This window comes from Microvirga sp. HS2 (assembly GCF_055792805.1).
This window is the reverse complement of the sequence record NZ_JBVVAJ010000002.1, coordinates 81,608-99,950: the sequence shown is the minus strand read 5'-3', so window position 1 is coordinate 99,950 and position 18,343 is coordinate 81,608. Positions and strand designations below refer to the sequence as shown.

The following is an 18,343-nucleotide window of genomic DNA, read 5'->3' as shown; positions in this document are numbered from 1 at the left end:
GCTTGCAAGCGGTTCGGGCGCAACAGGATCGTCATGCATAGAACCGGGCCAACATTGGACAGGCAATCTCGCGAGGCGAGCCCGTCACCGGCACAACGGGGCCGGCTGTCGCTGCGTTTCTATCTGGCTCTGATGTGCGTGGGCCTCGCTTTCCCAATTCTTCTCTTCGTCGGGACCATTCTCTGGCAATTCGCCCAGGCGGAACGGACGCGCCTCGAAGGTGACGCGCTGACAACGGCGCATGCCATTGCGGCAAATGTCGATCGCGAATTGACCGGATTGCGCTCCGCACTCGGCGTTCTGGTCTATTCGAGATCCCTGCAGGCCGGCGATCTGAATGGCTTTTATCAGCAAGTGACAGAAGCGAATCTGCAGAATGGTCTCAACGTCGTGCTGCGGACGCCCGACGGCCAGCAGGTCGTGAACAGCCGCATGCCGAGGGGCGAACCCCTGCCCAAAACCTTCCTCGCCGAAGACAGGGCCGCCGTCGAGCTCAGGCAGCCGATGGTGACGGATCTGTTTCTGGGAGCCGTTTCGGAGCAGCCTCTCTTCGCCATCGTCGCGCCCGTCATACGCAATGGAGAGATCGCTTATCTGCTCTCGGTCAGCGGATCTGCGGATCGCATCCGGGAGCTCACCGCGCAGGCAGGGGTGCCAAGCAGTTGGACGGTCGCAGTGGTCGACCGCCAGGGGCAGATTGTGGCGCGCAATACGAGGCACACCGAGTTCGTCGGCAAATCGGCGACGCGCGACCTTCAGGACAATACCACCGGCCCCGAAGGAACGTGGGAGGGCTCCACGATCGAGGGCCAGTCCGTCTTCGGCGCCTATGCGCGCTCGCAAGTTTCGGATTGGCGGATTGTCGTCGGAGTTCAGGATGCGGAACTGATCGCGCCTTTGGTCCGGTCGCTTCGCTACTTCGCTTGGCTCGGTGCGGCGCTTGCCGTTCTCTCAGCGGCGCTCGCATGGCTGTTCGGGCGGCACGTCACCGCGCCGATGGAAATGCTCTCCGCGCGGGCGGCCGCCCTCGGGCGAGGAGAACGAGTCGCTCCCCTGCAGACGCCGTTGCGAGAGATGGCCAAGGTCGGCGATGCCCTCGCCGCTGCTTCTGCGGACTTGCGCGAGCGCGAGCGCGAGCGTGACCGCGCCGAGTCGGCTCTGCGCGAGAGCGAGGAGCGTTTTCGGTTCGCTTTTGAAGCCGCCGGCGGAGTCGGCAGCTGGGACTGGGATGTCGTCAACGACCGAGTTTATGCCAACGAGACCTTCGCCATGTTCTTCGGCGTCGATCCGAAGCTCGCGGCGGATGGTGCGCCGTTGTCCGCGTTCGTCGCCGGCATGCATCCGGAGGACCGGCTGGCCGCCGGCGCGGAAATCGAGCAGGCGCTCGCACAGGGAACGGATCTTTCCGCCGAGTACCGGGTCGTTGGCTCCGATGGCCTGACGCGTTGGATCACCGTCCGCGGGCGCTGCTATCATGACGGAGCCGGCAAGCCGTTGCGATTTCCGGGCATCGCCATCGACGTCACCGAAAGAAAGCGGACGGAAGAGGCGCTCATCGCGAGCGAGCGGCGCCTGCAGGCCATTCTCGATACCATTCCTGTGGGCATCCTCATTGCGGAGGCGCCCTCGGGGCGTGTGATCGGCGGCAACGCTCAGGTGGAACGCATCTTCGGCCACCCCATTCTTCCGTCGGAGAACCTCGAAAGCTATCGCGACTGGATCGGCTACCATCCGGACGGCCGCCAGGTTCAGCCCTTGGAATATCCCATGTCGCGGGTGCTGCGTGGCGAGGAGGAGCGTCCCGAGATGGAGCTCCTCTACCAACGGGGCGATGGGCGCAAGGCATGGCTGCGTCTCATGGCGGCTCCGATCCGGGACGGGGCAAACCGGATCATTGCCGGTGTCGTCGCATGTCTCGATGTCGATAGCGAGAAGCAGGCGGAAGCGGCCCTGCGGTCGCTGAACGCCACCCTCGAGCAGCGCATCGCGGAGGCGATCGCCGAGCGCGAGAACGTCGAGGCGCAGTTGCGCCAGGCTCAGAAGATGGAAGCGGTGGGGCGTCTCACCGGCGGCGTCGCGCACGACTTCAACAATCTCCTGACGGTGATCACCGGCAATCTCGACATGCTCCGGCGCAAGGTGGAGAACGTGGGCGATCCGCGGCTCGTGCGCAATGTCGACAACGCCGTGGAAGGGGCCAGGCGCGCCGCTCAGTTGACGCACCGCCTCCTGGCGTTCTCACGGCAATCCCCGCTGCAGCCGGAGATCGTGAACCTGAACAAGATCGTCGGAGGCATGTCCGAGCTGCTCCGGCGCACCATCGGCGAGACCATCTCCATCGAGACGGTGCTCGCAGGCGGATTGTGGCGCACCGAGGTCGATCCGAACCAGCTCGAGAGCGCCATTCTCAATCTTGCCGTCAACGCCCGAGATGCGATGCCGGAAGGCGGCAAGCTCACGCTCGAGACGTCCAATGCCCATCTCGACGAAGTCTATGCCGCCAGGACCGGAGGCGAGGTGAAGGCTGGTCAGTATGTGATGGTGAGCGTGTCCGACACGGGTTCCGGCATGACGCCCGATGTGCAGGCGAAGGTGTTCGAGCCGTTCTTCACGACGAAGCCGGTCGGAAAGGGCACGGGTCTCGGGCTGGCCCAGGTCTACGGGTTCGCGCGCCAGTCCGGCGGACATGCGGCGATCTATTCGGAACCGGGCCAGGGAACCACGGTGAAACTCTATTTCCCGCGCGCGATGCGGGATGCGGAGAAAACACCGTCTCCCGCGGAGAGCCTTCCCTGGCCGCAAACGACCGTCGTGGAGGGGGAGACCATCCTGGTCGTCGAGGATGAGGAGATGGTCCGGGATTTCTCGGTCTCGATCCTCGAAGAGGCCGGGTACCGCGTCCTCGTTGCAGAGGATGGAGCAAAGGCTCTGGAACTGCTTCGCGCGCATCGTGACGAGGTCGCGCTTCTGTTCACCGACGTGGTGCTGTCGGGGCCGCTGAACGGCCGTCAGGTGGCTGACGAGGCGTTGAGGATGCGCTCCGATCTGAAGGTTCTTTTCACCACGGGCTATACCCGCAATGCGATCATCCACCACGGGCGGCTGGACGACGGCGTCCAGCTCCTCACCAAGCCCTTCTCGGCCGTGGGGCTTATCGAGAGCATCGGGCGGATTCTGGATGGGGGCCGGGGGTAGGGAGCCGATCTCCCTGGAAACGACGTAGCGCATCGTGGCGTGTCGTGCGGGCTCCGAACGACGCACGCAACCAAAGACTGGAGCATCATCGGCGGTCTTAAAAAAAAGCGCCCGGTAGGGGCGCCTTGAGTTGCGATCCGTAGGGGCAAGTAATGGATCGTCTCTCCTAGGTATTGATTCTTTTCAAAAAAGCCATCCTGCTTTGCAGGATCAAAAGCATTACTCCTAAAGGTCCTATCCATAATGGGTGCCGCTGCGCTTTTCCGTGTTGCCCGTGCAAAGGCAAATCAGATAGTGCTTAGCTTGCCGTTAGGGGCATTCTGTCACAAGAGCCGCGACCTGCATTCCAATAATAAAGCGCAGGCGCGGCTCTTCTTCTTTTCAATTCATGGCTGGCATTGAAAGAAAAACCGCGATCAGGTGTTTCACTGATCGCGGTAATAGCCGTGCATTGAGGAAACCACGGCAGGTCTCGATAGATAATATCTATATGATTGCAACGGTCGTCATCTTCATCAATAGAATCTGTTTACGCGGGCCCCTTGAAGCGGGCAACTAGACCAAACGGTCTATCGCTCGAAGCGCTCTCTTGAAGTGCGATTCCGGTAGGAGAGGAGTGGGGGCCTGCTCGCCGTTCGTGCGGCGGCCAATTCTCGCCGGCGAAGTGCTAATCCGAAATCGCCAGGGCCGCGAGGGCGCTGTAGGAGCCTTGACCAAAGGATAGGAATAGACCCGCGGCAGCGCTTTTGCCGAATCGATTGGGTGATGACGGGGCCGAGACCGGCAGGAAAGCCCTTAAAAACACCTTAAGAAGTATCTGCTGTCGGAACTCGGACGACCTCATCCCCGCACACGATGAAGCCGAGTTCTCCGCCCCATCGGCGCTCATCCTCATCCCTTGTAGGCTTTCATCCAGCCGGTCAGCGCCGCAGCCATCAGTTCTCGGGCCTTTCCAAGGCCTGATCCATCCTGCGGCTACCACCTTTGGGGTAGGGTAACGCCTCCAAATCGCCATACAGCTAGAGCGTATTTCGGCTAAATCGCCAAGTGGTTCTCCAGATTGGTTCGGGCCGATTTCAAAAATTTAATAAAGACGTACCAACAAGAGGGGCAGTTCGTAGATGGTTAGCTCGGCACAACCGACCGATACTTATGCTCCAGAGGCAGGTAAATTATCCCATAGGGATAAAAGTACATTGCCTCCACAAATTTATACTCTGGCGCTCGATCGTGTCCTTCGGTTGTGCAAGGATCTCGGTGCTTATCCCGTCAGGCTTGAAGTCAATGGATGGGCTGCTCGGGCTGTTCTGCTCACTCAGGGATTTGTCTGGAAGCTTCAGGCGGCGCAGAACAAGATCCCGGCCGTTGCCCTTTATGATATTCGCAAGCTGCTTCCCTCTCGCTTCGTAGCGGCGGCGTCCAATGCAGACGAGATTGCGGAGGTGGACCACGTTGCGCTGGTGCTGAGCGATCTTGAGAGCCTCCCTTGTGACCAGCACCACAAGGTCGCGCATAGCCTCGCCCTCCTATGGGACGCCTTCATCGATGGGTTCGGCGGCGTGAGCGCATTTCAGGATGCCTCAGCCATCGAGCAGCAAGCCTATGTGGAGAAACTTGAGACCGCGGCCCGCCGCATGGAAGCCGCCCGCGGTTCCGATGCGGCCTTCCGCTATGTGACGGTCGAGCTCATGCGGCAGTACGTCTCTTTTCTCCAGGCCGGCAGCAAGGATCCTAACGCGATCATGCTTGCCAAGACGGTCGCTCCTCTGATCGACCGTGGGCGCAGCATCAATGCAGGGACCGTTTCATCCTCGGTCAATTCCTAGCCTGAAGGCCTTGTTTTAAAATGCCCATTGGCTTCGCGGGCCTCAGTTGCGCGCGTGCTCGATGAGGCTGCCTTACTGTCAAGGTTAACCTTTGGTTAGCGTTATGGGGCCACCGTTGAGGCTGAACAAAGGAACCTCGCGATGCATACCCTCAAAACAGCCCTCAGCCTCCTTGTCGGAGCCACGGTCCTGGTGCCGTTCGTTGCCTTGTCTGCCTACGCGGCGACGATCCTGGCAGCGGCGGTCGTTGCACCGTGACGACACACCCTGTCGCCGTCGCAGAGTGAGACATCCCGCGGCGAAGTGCGACGCCGTCCGCCAGCGTTCCCTCGTAGCTTTTGGCCGTTCTCGCTTGGAACCATAAGCCGATCAACAGGATTGGAAACCTTGCTGTAACGACCTTGGCAAGAAGCGAGATGGCTGACCGACAGGACACAAATCAAGACGATGTGCTGGAGCATCAGCGCGTTTTGGCGGAGTTCGGCGAGCTTGCGCTCAAAACGGAAGCCTTGGACGACATCCTCAACAAGGGCAGCGAACTTGTTGGCCGGGCCCTCGATACTTCTCTCGCGAAGGTCATGGAGCTCCTGCCTGACGGCAAGACGTTCAAAGCTCGCGCAGGCTATGGTTGGGAGCCGGGCGTCATCGGGCACGCGCTCGTCACAGCTGACGAACACTCACCGGAGGGCCTGACCCTCAAGGACGGCGCGGTCATCTCGAACGACATCGCGAAGGAGGTGCGCTTCGACTACCACGACTTCATGAAAGAGCATGGGGTGAGAGCGTTCGCGAATGTGCTGATCTTGAGCAGCAACGGACGCAAGCCCTTCGGCGTTCTCCAGGTCGACAGCAAACGGCCGCGAGATTTCACGCAAGCGGATATCGATTTCCTCAGGAGCTACGCCAATCTGCTCGGCGCTGCCATCGAACGCCTGCGCGTGGTGGATCAGTTACGGGCGGCGGTGAGAGAGAAGGACCTTCTCATCGGCGAATTGAACCATCGGGTGAAGAACACTCTGGCGACGGTACAGTCCATCGCCTCCCAAACCCTCCGCAATGCGCCAGACCTGGAACACGCCTCGAGTGCCATGGAAAGCCGCCTCATCGCTCTGTCCCACGTCCACAACGTCCTCACCGACCAAAGCTGGGCTCGCGTGGGCCTGCACGACATCGTCGCGCAGGCCGTCGAGCCTTACCGCAGTCGCGGGGAGGACCGCATCCACGTGCAGGGTCCGTTGATCCAAATACCGCCGCGTATGGCCCTCGCGCTCGCGATGGCATTGCAGGAGTTGGCCACCAACGCAGTGAAATACGGGGCATTGTCGAACGGCACCGGACAAATCAGGGTTCTCTGGAAACTGAACGACGCGAACGCTCCATACCGTTTGCACCTGATGTGGGAGGAGAGGGGTGGACCGACCGTCCACAAGCCGGTCAGGCGCGGCTTCGGGACCCGGCTCATCGAGCGGAGTTTGGCTCATGACCTTGATGGTGAAGTGCGGATCGAATTCGCTCCGGCGGGCGTCCTGTGCTCGGTCGACGCGCCGCTTGCCGGCTGACCCAACCACGCGGATGTAACGGAGAGATCCGTTTTCGAACTGAAGACACGGCCGAAGCCAACGGCAGCGAACGGTGTGGCACGAAGAGGACTTTTCGCGCTCAGGATGGACCTGCTAAATTAGGCCGCTCACCGGAGGCCGCACTTGCTCGCCAGCTTCACGCTCGATGTCCTCGCGATCCTCGCCAGCGCTTTTGGAATGCTCTGGCTGCTCCTGGCGCGGTTCGGCGCGTGGACAGCGTCTCCCGCAATTCCCTTCGATGACATGCAGGCTGCAGAAGAGCAGGGGCTCCCTGCGGCTGCTGGTGACGACGAGCCCCTCATCCCGATGCCGAGCCATCTCAAAACGAATTCAGAGATGGTCGCATGGATGACGAAGGAACTGCCGAAGCTGACAGACAAAGTCGGGACCAAGCCTCGACGGCCATAGGCCAACTTCGATCACGTCGTTTTCGTTCTTATAGACGTTTTCGTAATGCTCATTAATGTTTTGTGATCATGATTTACCTGCCGCTGCGCTGATCCGGCAGACTCGTAGGAACCTCGACAAGTAAAACGCGTTTGCCATCCGGACATAAACGAGGTCATGCGATGCGTATTCTTCTTTCTGCTTTTGTCGTGGCGGCTGTTTCTCTTCCGGCTGCCGTTAATGCCCAAACGGCCAACCAGAATGCCGGCGCCGGTGCTGGCATGGCGACCGGTGCCGTTACAGGCGCTATCGTCGGCGGCCCGGTTGGTGCGGTTGTCGGTGGGGCGATTGGTGCTATCGCCGGGGGAGCTCTTGCTCCGCCCCAGGCTGCACAGGTTCAGCAATACGTCGTGACCCAGGGCACCCCGTCCGTTCGGGTTCAGGAGCAGGTGGTCGTCGGTCAGCCGCTCCCGCGCCAGGTGGAGCTGTACGCGGTTCCGTCCGACGTCGGTGTACAGACCCCGTATCGCTACTCTGTCGTGAACGACCGTACGGTCCTGGTCGATCCCCAGACCCGCCAGGTCATTCAGGTGATCGAGTAAGAAGCGCCTTTCCGTCGACGCTGAGGGGCGGCCCGAGTGGCCGCCCTTTTCATTGCCCAAAGCAGGCCATGTCGCATGTCGGGAAAGATTGCTTCGGCTTCCAATTCGGCTTTTTGCTCGAACGTGTGACGCCGTGCATGATCGGCCGGACATAAGGGCTCTGAAGCCAATCCCTGGACCCACTCCGCAAGGGCCTAGGGCCTCACCGCCCACGATCGTCCCGGCTGGATCGGATCGCCCACACTGGACCTTCTGTGGGCTAAGGAGGGTTGGTGCGGACGGCGGGGGTCGAACCCGCACGGGCAGTGCCCGAGGGATTTTAAGTCCCTTGCGTCTACCGGTTTCGCCACGTCCGCGCTGTGATGAGGGTTATCGGTCTCTGCCCTGGAGCGCAAGTCTGCCGCATGTCCCGGCCGTTCATTCGGGTGTCCGGAAGCCGTAGATCCAGTCGTAGCGATTCGACATGCTCTCGGGACCGATCATTTGCATGACCTTGTCCCGGCCGAACGCGACGAGGGCGCCGGAATGATAGATCCGGCCGTTCCGGCGTCCTTCGGACTGAATGCGGGTCACCCGTTCGAGGCGCTGGTTCTCATAGGCCGCGAGGGCCTCGGCAGGGTCCTGCGGATGGCGGGCCAGAAGGGCGCTGAGCGTAGCTGCATCCTCGATGGCGAGCGCCGCGCCCTGCGCCAGGAAGGGCAGAACCGGGTGAGCGGCGTCGCCGATCAGGGCAATACGGCCTTGCGCGAGGCGTTTGATCGGATGCCGGAACAGGGACCAGCGCAGCCATTCCTGGGGCCTGCCCAGAAGCTCGCGCAGGGCGGGAGCGGCCTTGGTATAGTGAGAGAGCAGCTCTTCCGGGCGTCCTGGAGCGGCCCAGCCCTCGACAGGCTCCTTGGCTCTCTCGATGGCGACCACGTTGATCAGATTGCCGCTGAAGATCGGGTAGTGAACCACATGACCCTTGGCTCCGAGCCAAAGGCCTGTTTCGTTGCGGGCCAGTTCGGGCGGGGCGAGCTTGCGGTCGAAGGTGGCGCGCCAGGCGACATAGCCGTGGAATGTCGGCAGGGCGGTATCGCCGATGACCTGCCGGACCTTGGACCAGATCCCATCCGCGCCGATCACGACATCCGCCGCCAGAGTCTCCCGCGCTCCGCTGGAGGAGGTCCAGGCGAGTTCCACGCCCTTGGGATTTTCCCGCACCTCCTCGATCTTCCGTCCCGTCATGATGCGGATCGAGGCTTCCGATCGGACGGCATCGAGCAGGATCGTCTGCAGGTCGGCCCGGTGGATGACCCAATAAGGGGCGCCATAGCGCTGCAGCACATAGGCGCCGAGGGCGACCTCTCCGATGCGCTGACCGGACGAGATGCCGCGCACGACCACGCGCTCGGGCACCGTGGCGACCCGGCGCAGGGCAGGGGCAAGGCCCAGCTTGACCAGGATGCGGCTCGCATTGGGCGAGAGCTGAAGGCCCGCCCCGACTTCGCTGAACCCCGTGCGGCGCTCGATCAGCGTGACCGAATGGCCCTGGCGGGCAAAGCTCAGGGCCGCCGTCAGGCCGCCGATTCCCGCTCCGACGATGGCGATGGAGAGCCTGGGCACCTTAACGCGAGGACGGATCGGTTGCGAAATCCGGCTCCCAGACGCACTCAGCCGGGCGCGCCTCGTCGGCCTTCAGGGACGGGTCGTACTTGAACAGGGTCGAGCAATAGGAGCAGATCGTCTCCGTGTCGTAGCCCATGTCGATGAAGATGTGAGGATGATCGAAGGGCGGCGTGGCTCCGATGCACATGAACTCCTTGGAGCCCACATGAATGACGGGAACGCCAGCATCGTTGTGAAAATGGGGTGTGCCTTTGTCAGCCATTGCCCTTGCTCTGAAACTGTGAAATTCGGGCGCACCATAATGGCCGAAGCGCCATGCGCCTAGACCCAAAATGACCCCTGCTCCGCCCCGCGCCTCATGGCCGGATCCGATCCGGGGACGACAGCGCTGGACGACGGACAGTTCGGTCTCGGGGCACGCAGGCCCCCCGGGCGGCCAAGACGATTGTATTTGAGAGGGCGGGTGCTTAGGTTCGCCGCACCCGACACCAGCTTTCCGGTCCGTTCATGCGCTACTTCAATTCCGCCGGCGTCAGCATCGCCTATATCGACGTTCCGCCTCATGAAGGGCAGGGCGAGCCGGTTCTGCTCATTCACGGCTTCGCATCGAACCATGCGGTGAACTGGGTGAACACCCTATGGGTGAAGACGCTGACGCGAGAGGGCTACCGTGTGATCGCGCTCGACAATCGCGGGCATGGGGAAAGCGAGAAGCTCTACGATCCCGAGAGCTATCACTCCTATCGCATGGCGGAGGATGCGCGCCGGCTCCTCGATCATCTCGGCATCGAACGGGCGGACGTGATGGGATATTCCATGGGCGCGCGCATCACGGCGCATATGGCGCTGGCCTCGCCCGAGCGCATGCGCTCCGCGATGCTCGGTGGCCTCGGCATTCATCTCGTCGAGGGTGTCGGTCTCCCGCTCGGCATCGCCGATGCCATGGAGGCGCGCTCGCTCGACGAACTGACCGATCCCATGCAGCGCATGTTCCGCGCCTTCGCGGAACAGACCGGCAGTGACCTGAAGGCGCTCGCCGCCTGCATTCGCGGGTCGCGCCAGGCACTGACGAGGGAAGAAGTGGCGTCCATCTCCCTGCCGACCCTCGTCGCGGTGGGCACCAGCGACGACGTGGCGGGATCGGGGCCGGAGCTCGCAAAACTCATGCCGAATGCAACCGCGCTCGACATTCCCGGCCGCGACCACAATCTCGCCGTCGGCGACAAGGTTCACAAGCAGGGCGTGCTCGCGTTCCTCGCCCAACGCCCCTGAGCATTCCATCGTTGATTTAGGGCCCGGCAACCCCAGTTCCCTCCTGCGGAGGAGATGGGAATGACACGACTCGACAGCGTCATCCGGCGGCTGACGGCGCAACGCGATCTGTTGGACTGGGCCACGCGCGAAATTTCCGCGCAGGGGCTCGTGCTCGAACTCGGCCTCGGCAACGGGCGCACTTACGACCATCTGCGGTCCCGGATGCCTGGGCGCGAGATCTATGTGTTCGAGCGCTCGCCCGCTGCGCATCCCGATTGCATCCCGCCGGACGGATACCTGATCGTCGGCGACATTTTCGAGACCCTGCCGCTCTTCACCGAGCGTTTCGGGGCTGGCTCCGCCGCGCTGATTCACAGTGACATCGGAACCGGCGACGAAGAGGCCAACAGCAGGCTCGTGAAGCGTCTGTCGCCTCTGCTCGAAACCCTCCTGCAGCCGGGCGGCCTGCTCATTGCGGACCGCTCCTTCGATCTTCCCTCGTGCACCGACATCTCGTCCCGGACCGGCGTTGCAGAAGGGCGCTACTTCGTCTACCGGCGCTGAGATTCACCGTCCCGTGAAGGCGGGTTTGCGCTTTTCGAGAAAGGCTCTGCGCCCCTCCACGGCGTCTGCGGCGTCGAAGCAACGATCGGCGAGTTCGATCGGATCGACATCGGGATGGGCAACGCCCATGGCCGCATCGATGGCGGCCTTCGCGGCGCGGATCGTGAGAGGCGCATTCGCCGCGATGTCCCGCGCAAGTGCGAAAGCGGTGTCCTCCAGCGCCTCGTCGGGCACGACCCGCTGAACGACGCCGAGGCGCTGCGCTTCCTCCGCGCCGATGCGGCGGGCCGTGTAGAACAGGTCCTTGGCTGCCGGCGCGCCGAGTGCCGCCGTCACCAGCTTCACGGCTCCAGGGGGGTAGCCGATGCCCAGCCGCGCCGCGGGCACGCCGAAGATGGCGTTCTCGGAGGCGATGCGCAGGTCGCAGGAGAGGGCGAGCCCGAACCCACCTCCCAGGCAAAAGCGCCGGATCATGGCGATCACCGGCTTCGAACAATGGGCCACGGCCCAGAAGGCCGCCTCGTTGATGGCCTCGTAGCGCCGTCCGCCTTCGGCGTTTGCCCGCGCAGTCTCGAACTCCGCGATATCCGCGCCGGAGGCGAAGGACCCTGTTCCGCCTCCGCGCAGGACGATGACCCGCACGCGCTCGTCCCGTTCAAGGTCCGCGATGAGGCCCGGCAGGGCTCGCCACATGTCGAGGTCGAGGGCGTTGTGCTTCGCCGGATTGTCGATCGAGAGCGTCGCGACGGGGCCGTCGACGGATGCGTTGAGCTTGGAGCTGCTAGGCGAAAAAGAGGCGTTCATGGCGTCCGGAGACCTATGGTAAGGGGCAGGGGCTTCTTATGTATTCCCTTTGCTTCCCGTGTATGCCCTTGAAAGAGCGAGCCGGCAGGAGATTAGCATGACACAGACCCGCCTGAAGTCCGCACGTCCGGATTTTCTCGCCGGCAAGGTCGATCCGATCTGGAACCGCCTCCGTTCGGAGGCCGAGGCGATCGTCCAGAGCGAGCCCGCTTTGGCCGGCTTCGTGTTGAGCGCCATCCTCCATCAGCCGAACCTGGAAGCGGCGGTGATCCATCGCGTCGCGTCCCGCCTCGGCCATGCGGCGCTGCCTGCCGACATCATCGAACAGGTGTTCCTCGAGGCGGCGGAGCAGGACAAGGGCATCGGCCAGGCGTTCCGCGCCGACATCAGCGCCGTGCTCGACCGCGACCCGGTCGTGACCCGGGCCATCGAGCCCGTGCTCTATTTCAAGGGCTTTCACGCCATCCAGACGCACCGCCTCGCCCATTGGCTCTGGAGCCGGGGGCGGCAGGATCTGGCGCTCTATCTCCAGAGCCGCTCCGCTGACACGTTCCAGACGGACATCCATCCGGCCGCCCGGATCGGGCGCGGCATCTTCCTCGATCACGCCACCGGCCTCGTGGTCGGAGCCACCGCCGTCATCGAGGATAATGTATCGATGCTTCAGGACGTGACCCTCGGCGGCACCGGCAAGGAGCGCGGGGACCGCCACCCGAAGATCCGGCACGGTGTCCTGATCGGGGCCGGCGCCAAGATCCTGGGCAATATCGAGGTCGGCCATTGCGCGAGAATCGCCGCAGGCTCGGTGGTTCTCAAGCCGGTGCCGCACAACGCGACCGTCGCCGGCGTTCCGGCCAAGGTGATCGGGACCGCTGGATGCGACGAGCCTGCCCGCGCCATGGATCACCTGATCTCGGAAGCGGACGGGGACTGACGGGAGAGAAAAGGAGGCTACAAGGATCCAGCCCCGCTTGCCCGCATTGCCATGGCGTGGCAATGGCTGAAGCCGGACATATTCAGAAAGGACCTCTAGTGGACAAAACGGAGATGGCGAAAGTCGAGCGTTACCTGCGCCAGACCTTTGCGAACCACTCGATCCGAGTCGTCGGTCGCCCGAAGAAGACCGACTCGGCGGAAGTTTACATTGGTGAGGAATTCGTCGGCGTGCTCTTCGTCGATGATGAGGACGGGGACCGTTCCTTCAACTTCACCATGGCCATCCTCGATACGGACCTCGAGGACTAAGCGGCACCATTCGCGGCAGAACTCTCGCAGGTTCTGCCGCCTTCGTATCCGGACCCAACGATGCCGATCTACAGCCTCGACGATGTTGCTCCCATCCTTCCCGAAGAGGGTCGCTTCTGGGTCGCTCCCGACGCTCATGTGATCGGCAAGGTGCGGCTGGGGGCCGATGTGGGCATCTGGTTCGGGGCCGTTCTGCGCGGCGACAACGAACTGATCGACATCGGCGCGGGCAGCAACATTCAGGAAGGGGCGGTGCTCCACACGGATATCGGAGCGCCGCTCACCGTCGGTCACGGCTGCACCATCGGCCACAGCGCCATTCTGCATGGCTGCACCATCGGGGAGAATTCCCTGATCGGCATGGGGGCTACCGTGCTCAACCATGCGCGGATCGGCCGAAACTCCCTTGTGGGCGCCAGCGCGCTCGTTACGGAAGGTAAGGAATTTCCCGACAATTCCCTCATCGTCGGCGCCCCGGCCAGGGCGATCCGCGTCCTGGACGAGGCCGCGATCGAGAACCTGCGCTGGGCGGCGCAGAGTTACGTGGCGAACTGGAAACGCTTCGCAAACGGAATGAGGCGGATCGACTGACCCGCCTCGGATGATGCTGAGGCGATGTGAACCGGCGTCTTGGCGCCGGTTTCTTTTTTAGCGGTTCGCGGTGGTGGTCGGCGAGGTGGCGATGCCGCCCAGCGACACCCAGCCCGTCTGGTACTGGCTCTCGCGCTTGATGTAGACATATCCGGTGCGGGTCCAGGGGAGAACCGACGACGTCTTGTTGTCGAGCACGTAATCGCCCTTGTTGGTCCGAACCAGAAGGACCGCATGGCCTTCGCCGAGCTCGTCGATCACGACCGTCATACGCATGGCGCGACGCGGGAGGCCGCTCTCGGCGAGAATGCGGCGCTTGAGGAGCTGGAAATCCTCGCAGTCGCCCCGGCCGTCCTCGGCGAAGTCCCACACGTCGACGGTGCCCCAGTGATCGGCATCCGTCACGGCCTTGACCGTGGAGTTGACGCGCTGATTGACCGAAACGATCGTTTTCCAGACCTGCGGGGTCAGCTCGATCACGTCCGGTTCCGTCTTATCAACGGCGCATTCGACGGGATTGCTGTCGCAGAACTTCGTCCAGGCCAGGAGGGGCTTGGCCGGACCCATGCTCGCAATTGGGTTGCTGGAGGTGGGCAGGGACGCAACGGTTTGGGCCTCGGCCGCCACTCCTGCGAAAGCCAGAAGAGCTGAGGCGGTAACTGCTTTGATGAGAGTGTGAGAAAGGGAAAACTTCTCGTTCAGATCGTTGAAAAAGCCGTTTGTGAAAGAATCCTGCCGCATGCCCCACCAGCCGGTTAATGTTCTTTTAACCAAACTGACATGGTTGGATTTGAGGCTCAAGCAGAAAGTAAAAGGTGAGTTAACGCGTCGCGCCCCAAGGTGGTTCCGTTATGGTTGACAAAAAGTGAGATGCCAGCCTTGGCGAGGATAACTTTCCTCGACGGGGATCGTAAGGTCGAGCTAAGCGCTTGGTTTCGCTTGCGCTGCAGGCCACATAGAAGGCTTAAGTGAAACGTCACCGCTGCTGGCGGCCCCGATTCCCTTATGCTGCCAGCCCGAGAAAAAGTTGTCCATGCCCCTGCCTCAGCCCCGCGCTCGCGAGCCGATTTTCAATCTTCCGTCGATCGTGACCTTCAGCATTCTCGCTCTTGTCGCCATCCACGCCTTGCGCATGTTCCTCCTTGCCGAGGAAACCGATTTCCAGGTGGTGATCGACTGGGCGGTGATCCCGGCCCGCTGGTCCGTTGCCTATGGCGGTGTGGAAAGTCACGAGATCGTCCGGATGCTGCAGGAAGGCGCATCGGAGGAGGCCCGTGGGCCGATCGCAGCCTATGCCCAATATGTCCTCGGCGACGGCGAGGGACGCCCTTGGACGGCGCTGACCTACGCGCTGCTGCATGGATCCTGGGCGCATGTGCTCATCAACAGCATCTGGCTCGCGGCCTTCGGCACGCCGATCGCCCGGCGCTGCGGAGCCGGCCGGTTCTTCCTTCTATCGGCGCTGTCGGCGATCGGCGGGGCCGTTCTCTATGTGGCGATGAACCCGATGCAGGTCTTCCCGCTGATCGGCGCCTCGGGCGCGGTGTCCGGCCTCATGGCGGCTGCCTCCTGGTTCATGTTCGCGCCGGCGACCTGGCATTGGGAAGGGCGGCTCACCGAACCTCATGAGCGACCCCGGCAGGCCTTGGGCGATCTCGTCCGCAACCGGCCCTTTCTGATCTTCCTCGGCGTGTGGTTCGCCACCAATTACCTGTTCGCCTTTGCTCAGCCGATCGGGATCGGAGAGGGGACCATCGCCTGGGAGGCGCATGTAGGCGGCTTTCTCGTAGGCCTTGTCGTTTTTCCGTGGTTCGACCCGCTGCCGGCGCACCGAAACCGCCTCTCGGCTTGAAAGCGCCTTGGTTGCGCCCAATCATCCTTTTGGCTGATGGAGGGGCGATCTCCTGCCTGGGATGCCGTCCGTCGGCTGGGCGCTCGCGAGGGCTGACTATCCTCGCCTGCGCATAACGGGAGGAAAAACATGAATGTCGATCAGATCCTTTCGCTGAAAGGACGCAATGTCGTCTCCATCGAAGCGGGCCGCTCCCTGAGCGAAGCCGCGCGGCTTCTCTCCGAGCGGAGGATCGGCGCTCTCGTGGTGGTGGATGGCAGGCAGCCCGTTTCCGGCATTCTCTCCGAGCGCGATATCGTCCGGGCCGTCGCCGCGCAGGGCGCGAGGGCTCTCGACGAGCCGGTGTCGCGCTTCATGACCGGAGAGGTCGTCACCTGCACGGGCCAGAATTCCGTCAACGAGCTGATGGAGCTGATGACGCAGCAGAAGTTCCGGCACGTGCCCGTCGTCGAGGGAGGCCAGCTCGTCGGCATCATCTCCATCGGCGACGTGGTGAAGCAGCACGTCGAGGAGGTCGAGGCCGAAAGCCAGGCGATCAAGGAATATATCGCGACCGCCTGATCAGGCCCCCTGAGACTCCTGGATGAGCTCCAGAATATCCGGCAGGGCGCGCTCGGTGGCCTGCCGTCCGAGGCCGATGCATTCCTGCGCGCGGTGGAACTCGAACAGGCCCATCTTGGCGAGTTTCGGCGCGATCATCACGTCGGGCGGATCGCCCGCGAGGCGTGAGCGTGCGATGCGGTCCTGGGTGATGTTGAAGGCATCGACCATGACGGTCGCCATGCCCGGCGCGTTCGGCTTGCGGGACCTGTCGGCTCGGGACCCCGAGAAGAGGGCCCATTTGCGCGGCGCCTCCTCGATAACCTCTTCCATCTCCTTCTCGTCGCTCGTCTCCGCGTCGTATGACTGGATCACCGTTCCCCGCACGCGCACTTCCCCGTTGAGGTTCACGCAGATCACGAGATCCGCGCCGAGGGCGCGGGCCGCGGTGATGGGGATGGGATTCACCAGGGCGCCGTCCATGAGCCATCGTCCGCCGACGAGAACCGGGTCGAACACGCCGGGAAGAGCGTAGGACGCCCGCATGGCCTGCACGAGAGGCCCTCGGGTCAGCCAGATTTCGTGCCCGCTCGTGTGCTCGGTGGCGATGGTGCAGAACCGGATCGGCAGCGTCTCAACCCGGCGATCCGTGAGGTCCTGATCCAGAAGGCGCTGCAGGCGCCCGCCCGCGATCAGGCCCGCGCCGCTGAAATGGAAATCGAGCAGGCCCATGACCCGCCGCTTCGTGAGGGACAGGGCGAAGGCTTCGAGCTCGTCGAGCTTGCCGGCAGCGTAGCAGCCGCCCACCACCGCCCCGATGGAGCATCCGGCGATCACGTCGGGAACGATGCCCGCCTCTTCGAGAACCCGCAGCACGCCGATATGCGACCAGCCCCTGGCCGCGCCGCCCCCGAGAGCCAGGCCGATCTTCACCCTCGTGCGCGGAACACGCTCCACAGGCTGTTTGATGTCCACGTCGCCCCCGCCGCCCATTCCGGCGTTGCGCCGGGCTATTCCGTCCCACAACATCGCTCAACTCCAAGGCCGCTTTAAGCGATCATGCGCCCAGGTTGTGAAGGCCGCATGAATGCGGCCCTCAAGTTTCACTTAGGTCGCGTCGCCGAAAACTGAACAGCAGAAGAGCGCAGGGCCCGGTGCGACAAGATGATGATCGTGACGGAAAAGAGGATCAGAACGCCGAGCATGGCGCGCAGCCCGAACAGGTCGCCGCCGAAACCGATGAGCGGCGGGCCCGTGAGATAGCCGCCGTAGCCGAGAGTGGCGACCATCGCCACGCCCACGCTCGGCGGAATCCCCTCCATCTGCGCCGCGGTGCTGAAGAGCACCGGCACGACATTGGCGAGTCCGAAGCCGACCAGGGCGAACCCGATCATGGCCGGGACCGGCTGCGGCAGGGCGATCGCGAGGGACAGGCCGGTGGCCGCGAGAAAACCGCCGAGCTGCACCGTCCGCGCGCGGCCCAGGGCGCGCACGACCGCGTCGCCGAGAAAGCGGCAGATCGTCATGGCAAGGGAAAAGGCGGCAAACCCTGTCACGGCAGCCTGCAGGTCCGCGCCCGTGACGGTCTGCAGGTAGATCGCCGACCAATCGACCATCGCGCCCTCGACGACGAAGCAGAACATGGCCAGCACGGCGACGATGACGACGGGGCCGCGCGGCCAGGCGAAGCCGTGGCCTTCCCCGTCCTGCGCCGGTTTCGCCTCGCCCATCATGCCGAAGGCTGCGGCGGCGAAGAGCGTCCCCATGCCGAGACAGGCAACGAGCAATGTGCCGAAAATCGAGAAGCCGAGCGCGATCAGCAGTCCGGACAGAGCCGCTCCCGCCAGGCCGCCGAGGCTGAAGAAGGCATGGAAGGACGACATGATCGCCGATCCCCAGGCCTTCTCGACCACGGTGGCGTTGGTGTTCATGGAAATGTCCATGGTGCCGTTGCAGGCCCCGACCAGGAGAGAGGCGGCGATGAAGAGAGGGAGCGAGGGAGCCAGTCCGATCAGGAGGAGCGTGACCGTGAAGGCGAAGGCTGCCGTCAGGGTCGCAAGCCTGCTCCCCACGATTGTGACCGCCCATCCAACGACAGGCATGAGCGCGACCGCGCCGATGGAGAAAGCCAGCAGGCCGAGGCTGAGCTGTCCGTCTGACAGGCCGAGCGCGGCCTTGAAGCGGGGCAGCTGCGCCGCCCAGATGCCGATGCCGAAGCCGTTACCGAAAAAGGCAGCGCTGGCGGCTGCGCGGGCCGGGAGAAGATCGCGTCGTGTCATGCAACGCTTTTAGCGG

At 63.3% G+C, this 18,343-nt stretch carries 18 protein-coding genes and 1 tRNA gene; 12 read left to right on the top strand and 7 right to left on the bottom strand.

Annotation, left to right across the window (positions count from 1 at the left end; translation table 11 throughout):
• The first annotated feature begins 54 nt into the window (after positions 1-54).
• The 5 genes from ACS5Q0_RS02885 to ACS5Q0_RS02865 all read left to right on the top strand — a co-directional run bounded on the left by ACS5Q0_RS02885 (position 55) and on the right by ACS5Q0_RS02865 (position 7,590).
• A complete protein-coding gene (locus ACS5Q0_RS02885; RefSeq protein ID WP_473125093.1) occupies positions 55-3,195 on the top strand; it encodes a PAS domain S-box protein in 3,141 nt (1,046 codons plus the stop codon).
• Positions 3,196-4,316: 1,121 nt separating this feature from the next.
• Complete coding sequence (locus tag ACS5Q0_RS02880) at positions 4,317-5,021, top strand: hypothetical protein (protein ID WP_473125092.1); 705 nt, start codon at positions 4,317-4,319, stop codon at positions 5,019-5,021.
• A 416-nt stretch (positions 5,022-5,437) separates the two neighbouring features.
• Positions 5,438-6,580, top strand: coding sequence for a sensor histidine kinase (locus ACS5Q0_RS02875; protein ID WP_473125091.1), 1,143 nt, complete (start codon positions 5,438-5,440; stop codon positions 6,578-6,580).
• Between the two features lie 144 nt (positions 6,581-6,724).
• Positions 6,725-7,009, top strand: coding sequence for a hypothetical protein (locus ACS5Q0_RS02870; protein ID WP_473125090.1), 285 nt, complete (start codon positions 6,725-6,727; stop codon positions 7,007-7,009).
• Positions 7,010-7,170: 161 nt separating this feature from the next.
• Complete coding sequence (locus tag ACS5Q0_RS02865) at positions 7,171-7,590, top strand: DUF1236 domain-containing protein (protein WP_473125089.1); 420 nt, start codon at positions 7,171-7,173, stop codon at positions 7,588-7,590.
• Between the two features lie 270 nt (positions 7,591-7,860).
• On the opposite strand, the gene ACS5Q0_RS02860 is transcribed toward ACS5Q0_RS02865, so the two are convergent.
• The 3 genes from ACS5Q0_RS02860 to ACS5Q0_RS02850 form a co-directional block, all read right to left on the bottom strand.
• A tRNA-Leu gene (locus tag ACS5Q0_RS02860) sits at positions 7,861-7,946 on the bottom strand.
• 61 nt (positions 7,947-8,007) lie between these two features.
• Positions 8,008-9,195, bottom strand: a complete 1,188-nt coding sequence (locus ACS5Q0_RS02855; RefSeq protein WP_473125088.1) for an FAD-dependent oxidoreductase — start codon at positions 9,193-9,195, stop codon at positions 8,008-8,010.
• A 1-nt stretch (position 9,196) separates the two neighbouring features.
• Positions 9,197-9,460 (bottom strand): zinc-finger domain-containing protein, encoded by a 264-nt coding sequence (locus ACS5Q0_RS02850; protein WP_473125087.1) that lies wholly within the window; start codon positions 9,458-9,460, stop codon positions 9,197-9,199.
• A 245-nt stretch (positions 9,461-9,705) separates the two neighbouring features.
• Here ACS5Q0_RS02850 and ACS5Q0_RS02845 point away from each other — a divergent pair, with 245 nt between their 5' ends.
• Both ACS5Q0_RS02845 and ACS5Q0_RS02840 read left to right on the top strand, forming a co-directional pair.
• Complete coding sequence (locus tag ACS5Q0_RS02845; RefSeq protein WP_473125086.1) at positions 9,706-10,470, top strand: alpha/beta fold hydrolase; 765 nt, start codon at positions 9,706-9,708, stop codon at positions 10,468-10,470.
• A 60-nt stretch (positions 10,471-10,530) separates the two neighbouring features.
• The gene (locus tag ACS5Q0_RS02840) at positions 10,531-11,016 is read left to right on the top strand and encodes a class I SAM-dependent methyltransferase (protein WP_473125085.1); all 486 of its coding nucleotides are present in this window, start codon (positions 10,531-10,533) and stop codon (positions 11,014-11,016) included.
• 3 nt (positions 11,017-11,019) lie between these two features.
• Here the strand turns inward: ACS5Q0_RS02840 and ACS5Q0_RS02835 are convergent, their stop codons facing one another.
• Positions 11,020-11,820 carry an enoyl-CoA hydratase gene (locus tag ACS5Q0_RS02835; protein ID WP_473125084.1) on the bottom strand — a complete coding sequence of 267 codons (801 nt, stop codon included), beginning with the start codon at positions 11,818-11,820 and terminating at the stop codon, positions 11,020-11,022.
• 97 nt (positions 11,821-11,917) lie between these two features.
• Between ACS5Q0_RS02835 and cysE the strand changes: the two genes are divergently transcribed.
• The 3 genes from cysE to ACS5Q0_RS02820 all read left to right on the top strand — a co-directional run bounded on the left by cysE (position 11,918) and on the right by ACS5Q0_RS02820 (position 13,656).
• Positions 11,918-12,754, top strand: a complete 837-nt coding sequence (gene cysE / locus ACS5Q0_RS02830; RefSeq protein WP_473125083.1) for a serine O-acetyltransferase — start codon at positions 11,918-11,920, stop codon at positions 12,752-12,754.
• Between the two features lie 98 nt (positions 12,755-12,852).
• Positions 12,853-13,065 (top strand): DUF3126 family protein, encoded by a 213-nt coding sequence (locus ACS5Q0_RS02825; protein WP_027315475.1) that lies wholly within the window; start codon positions 12,853-12,855, stop codon positions 13,063-13,065.
• Positions 13,066-13,125: 60 nt separating this feature from the next.
• Positions 13,126-13,656, top strand: coding sequence for a gamma carbonic anhydrase family protein (locus ACS5Q0_RS02820; RefSeq protein WP_473125082.1), 531 nt, complete (start codon positions 13,126-13,128; stop codon positions 13,654-13,656).
• Between the two features lie 57 nt (positions 13,657-13,713).
• On the opposite strand, the gene ACS5Q0_RS02815 is transcribed toward ACS5Q0_RS02820, so the two are convergent.
• Positions 13,714-14,397, bottom strand: a complete 684-nt coding sequence (locus tag ACS5Q0_RS02815; protein WP_473125081.1) for a transglutaminase-like cysteine peptidase — start codon at positions 14,395-14,397, stop codon at positions 13,714-13,716.
• A 292-nt stretch (positions 14,398-14,689) separates the two neighbouring features.
• Between ACS5Q0_RS02815 and ACS5Q0_RS02810 the strand changes: the two genes are divergently transcribed.
• Both ACS5Q0_RS02810 and ACS5Q0_RS02805 read left to right on the top strand, forming a co-directional pair.
• The gene (locus ACS5Q0_RS02810) at positions 14,690-15,508 is read left to right on the top strand and encodes a rhomboid family intramembrane serine protease (RefSeq protein ID WP_473125080.1); all 819 of its coding nucleotides are present in this window, start codon (positions 14,690-14,692) and stop codon (positions 15,506-15,508) included.
• A gap of 129 nt (positions 15,509-15,637) precedes the next feature.
• A complete protein-coding gene (locus ACS5Q0_RS02805) occupies positions 15,638-16,069 on the top strand; it encodes a CBS domain-containing protein (RefSeq protein ID WP_473125079.1) in 432 nt (143 codons plus the stop codon).
• Here ACS5Q0_RS02805 and ACS5Q0_RS02800 read toward each other — a convergent pair whose 3' ends face one another.
• On the bottom strand, positions 16,070-17,077 hold the full coding sequence (locus ACS5Q0_RS02800) for a patatin-like phospholipase family protein (RefSeq protein WP_473125078.1): 1,008 nt from the start codon (positions 17,075-17,077) through the stop codon (positions 16,070-16,072).
• A gap of 74 nt (positions 17,078-17,151) precedes the next feature.
• Positions 17,152-18,327: an MFS transporter gene (locus ACS5Q0_RS02795; RefSeq protein ID WP_473125077.1), complete on the bottom strand. Its 1,176-nt coding sequence runs from the start codon at positions 18,325-18,327 to the stop codon at positions 17,152-17,154.
• Positions 18,328-18,343 lie beyond the last annotated feature (16 nt).

What these genes read in the sequence shown, in the direction of transcription:
- ACS5Q0_RS02880 (WP_473125092.1), top strand. Translation starts at nt 4,317, where the DNA reads ATGGTTAGCTCGGCACAACCGACCGATACTTATGCTCCAGAGGCAGGT.
- ACS5Q0_RS02875 (WP_473125091.1), top strand. Translation starts at nt 5,438, where the DNA reads ATGGCTGACCGACAGGACACAAATCAAGACGATGTGCTGGAGCATCAG.
- ACS5Q0_RS02865 (WP_473125089.1), top strand. Translation starts at nt 7,171, where the DNA reads ATGCGTATTCTTCTTTCTGCTTTTGTCGTGGCGGCTGTTTCTCTTCCG.
- ACS5Q0_RS02850 (WP_473125087.1), bottom strand. Translation starts at nt 9,460, where the DNA reads ATGGCTGACAAAGGCACACCCCATTTTCACAACGATGCTGGCGTTCCC.
- ACS5Q0_RS02845 (WP_473125086.1), top strand. Translation starts at nt 9,706, where the DNA reads ATGCGCTACTTCAATTCCGCCGGCGTCAGCATCGCCTATATCGACGTT.
- ACS5Q0_RS02840 (WP_473125085.1), top strand. Translation starts at nt 10,531, where the DNA reads ATGACACGACTCGACAGCGTCATCCGGCGGCTGACGGCGCAACGCGAT.
- ACS5Q0_RS02835 (WP_473125084.1), bottom strand. Translation starts at nt 11,820, where the DNA reads ATGAACGCCTCTTTTTCGCCTAGCAGCTCCAAGCTCAACGCATCCGTC.
- cysE (WP_473125083.1), top strand. Translation starts at nt 11,918, where the DNA reads ATGACACAGACCCGCCTGAAGTCCGCACGTCCGGATTTTCTCGCCGGC.
- ACS5Q0_RS02820 (WP_473125082.1), top strand. Translation starts at nt 13,126, where the DNA reads ATGCCGATCTACAGCCTCGACGATGTTGCTCCCATCCTTCCCGAAGAG.
- ACS5Q0_RS02815 (WP_473125081.1), bottom strand. Translation starts at nt 14,397, where the DNA reads ATGCGGCAGGATTCTTTCACAAACGGCTTTTTCAACGATCTGAACGAG.
- ACS5Q0_RS02810 (WP_473125080.1), top strand. Translation starts at nt 14,690, where the DNA reads ATGCCCCTGCCTCAGCCCCGCGCTCGCGAGCCGATTTTCAATCTTCCG.
- ACS5Q0_RS02805 (WP_473125079.1), top strand. Translation starts at nt 15,638, where the DNA reads ATGAATGTCGATCAGATCCTTTCGCTGAAAGGACGCAATGTCGTCTCC.
- ACS5Q0_RS02800 (WP_473125078.1), bottom strand. Translation starts at nt 17,077, where the DNA reads ATGTTGTGGGACGGAATAGCCCGGCGCAACGCCGGAATGGGCGGCGGG.
- ACS5Q0_RS02795 (WP_473125077.1), bottom strand. Translation starts at nt 18,327, where the DNA reads ATGACACGACGCGATCTTCTCCCGGCCCGCGCAGCCGCCAGCGCTGCC.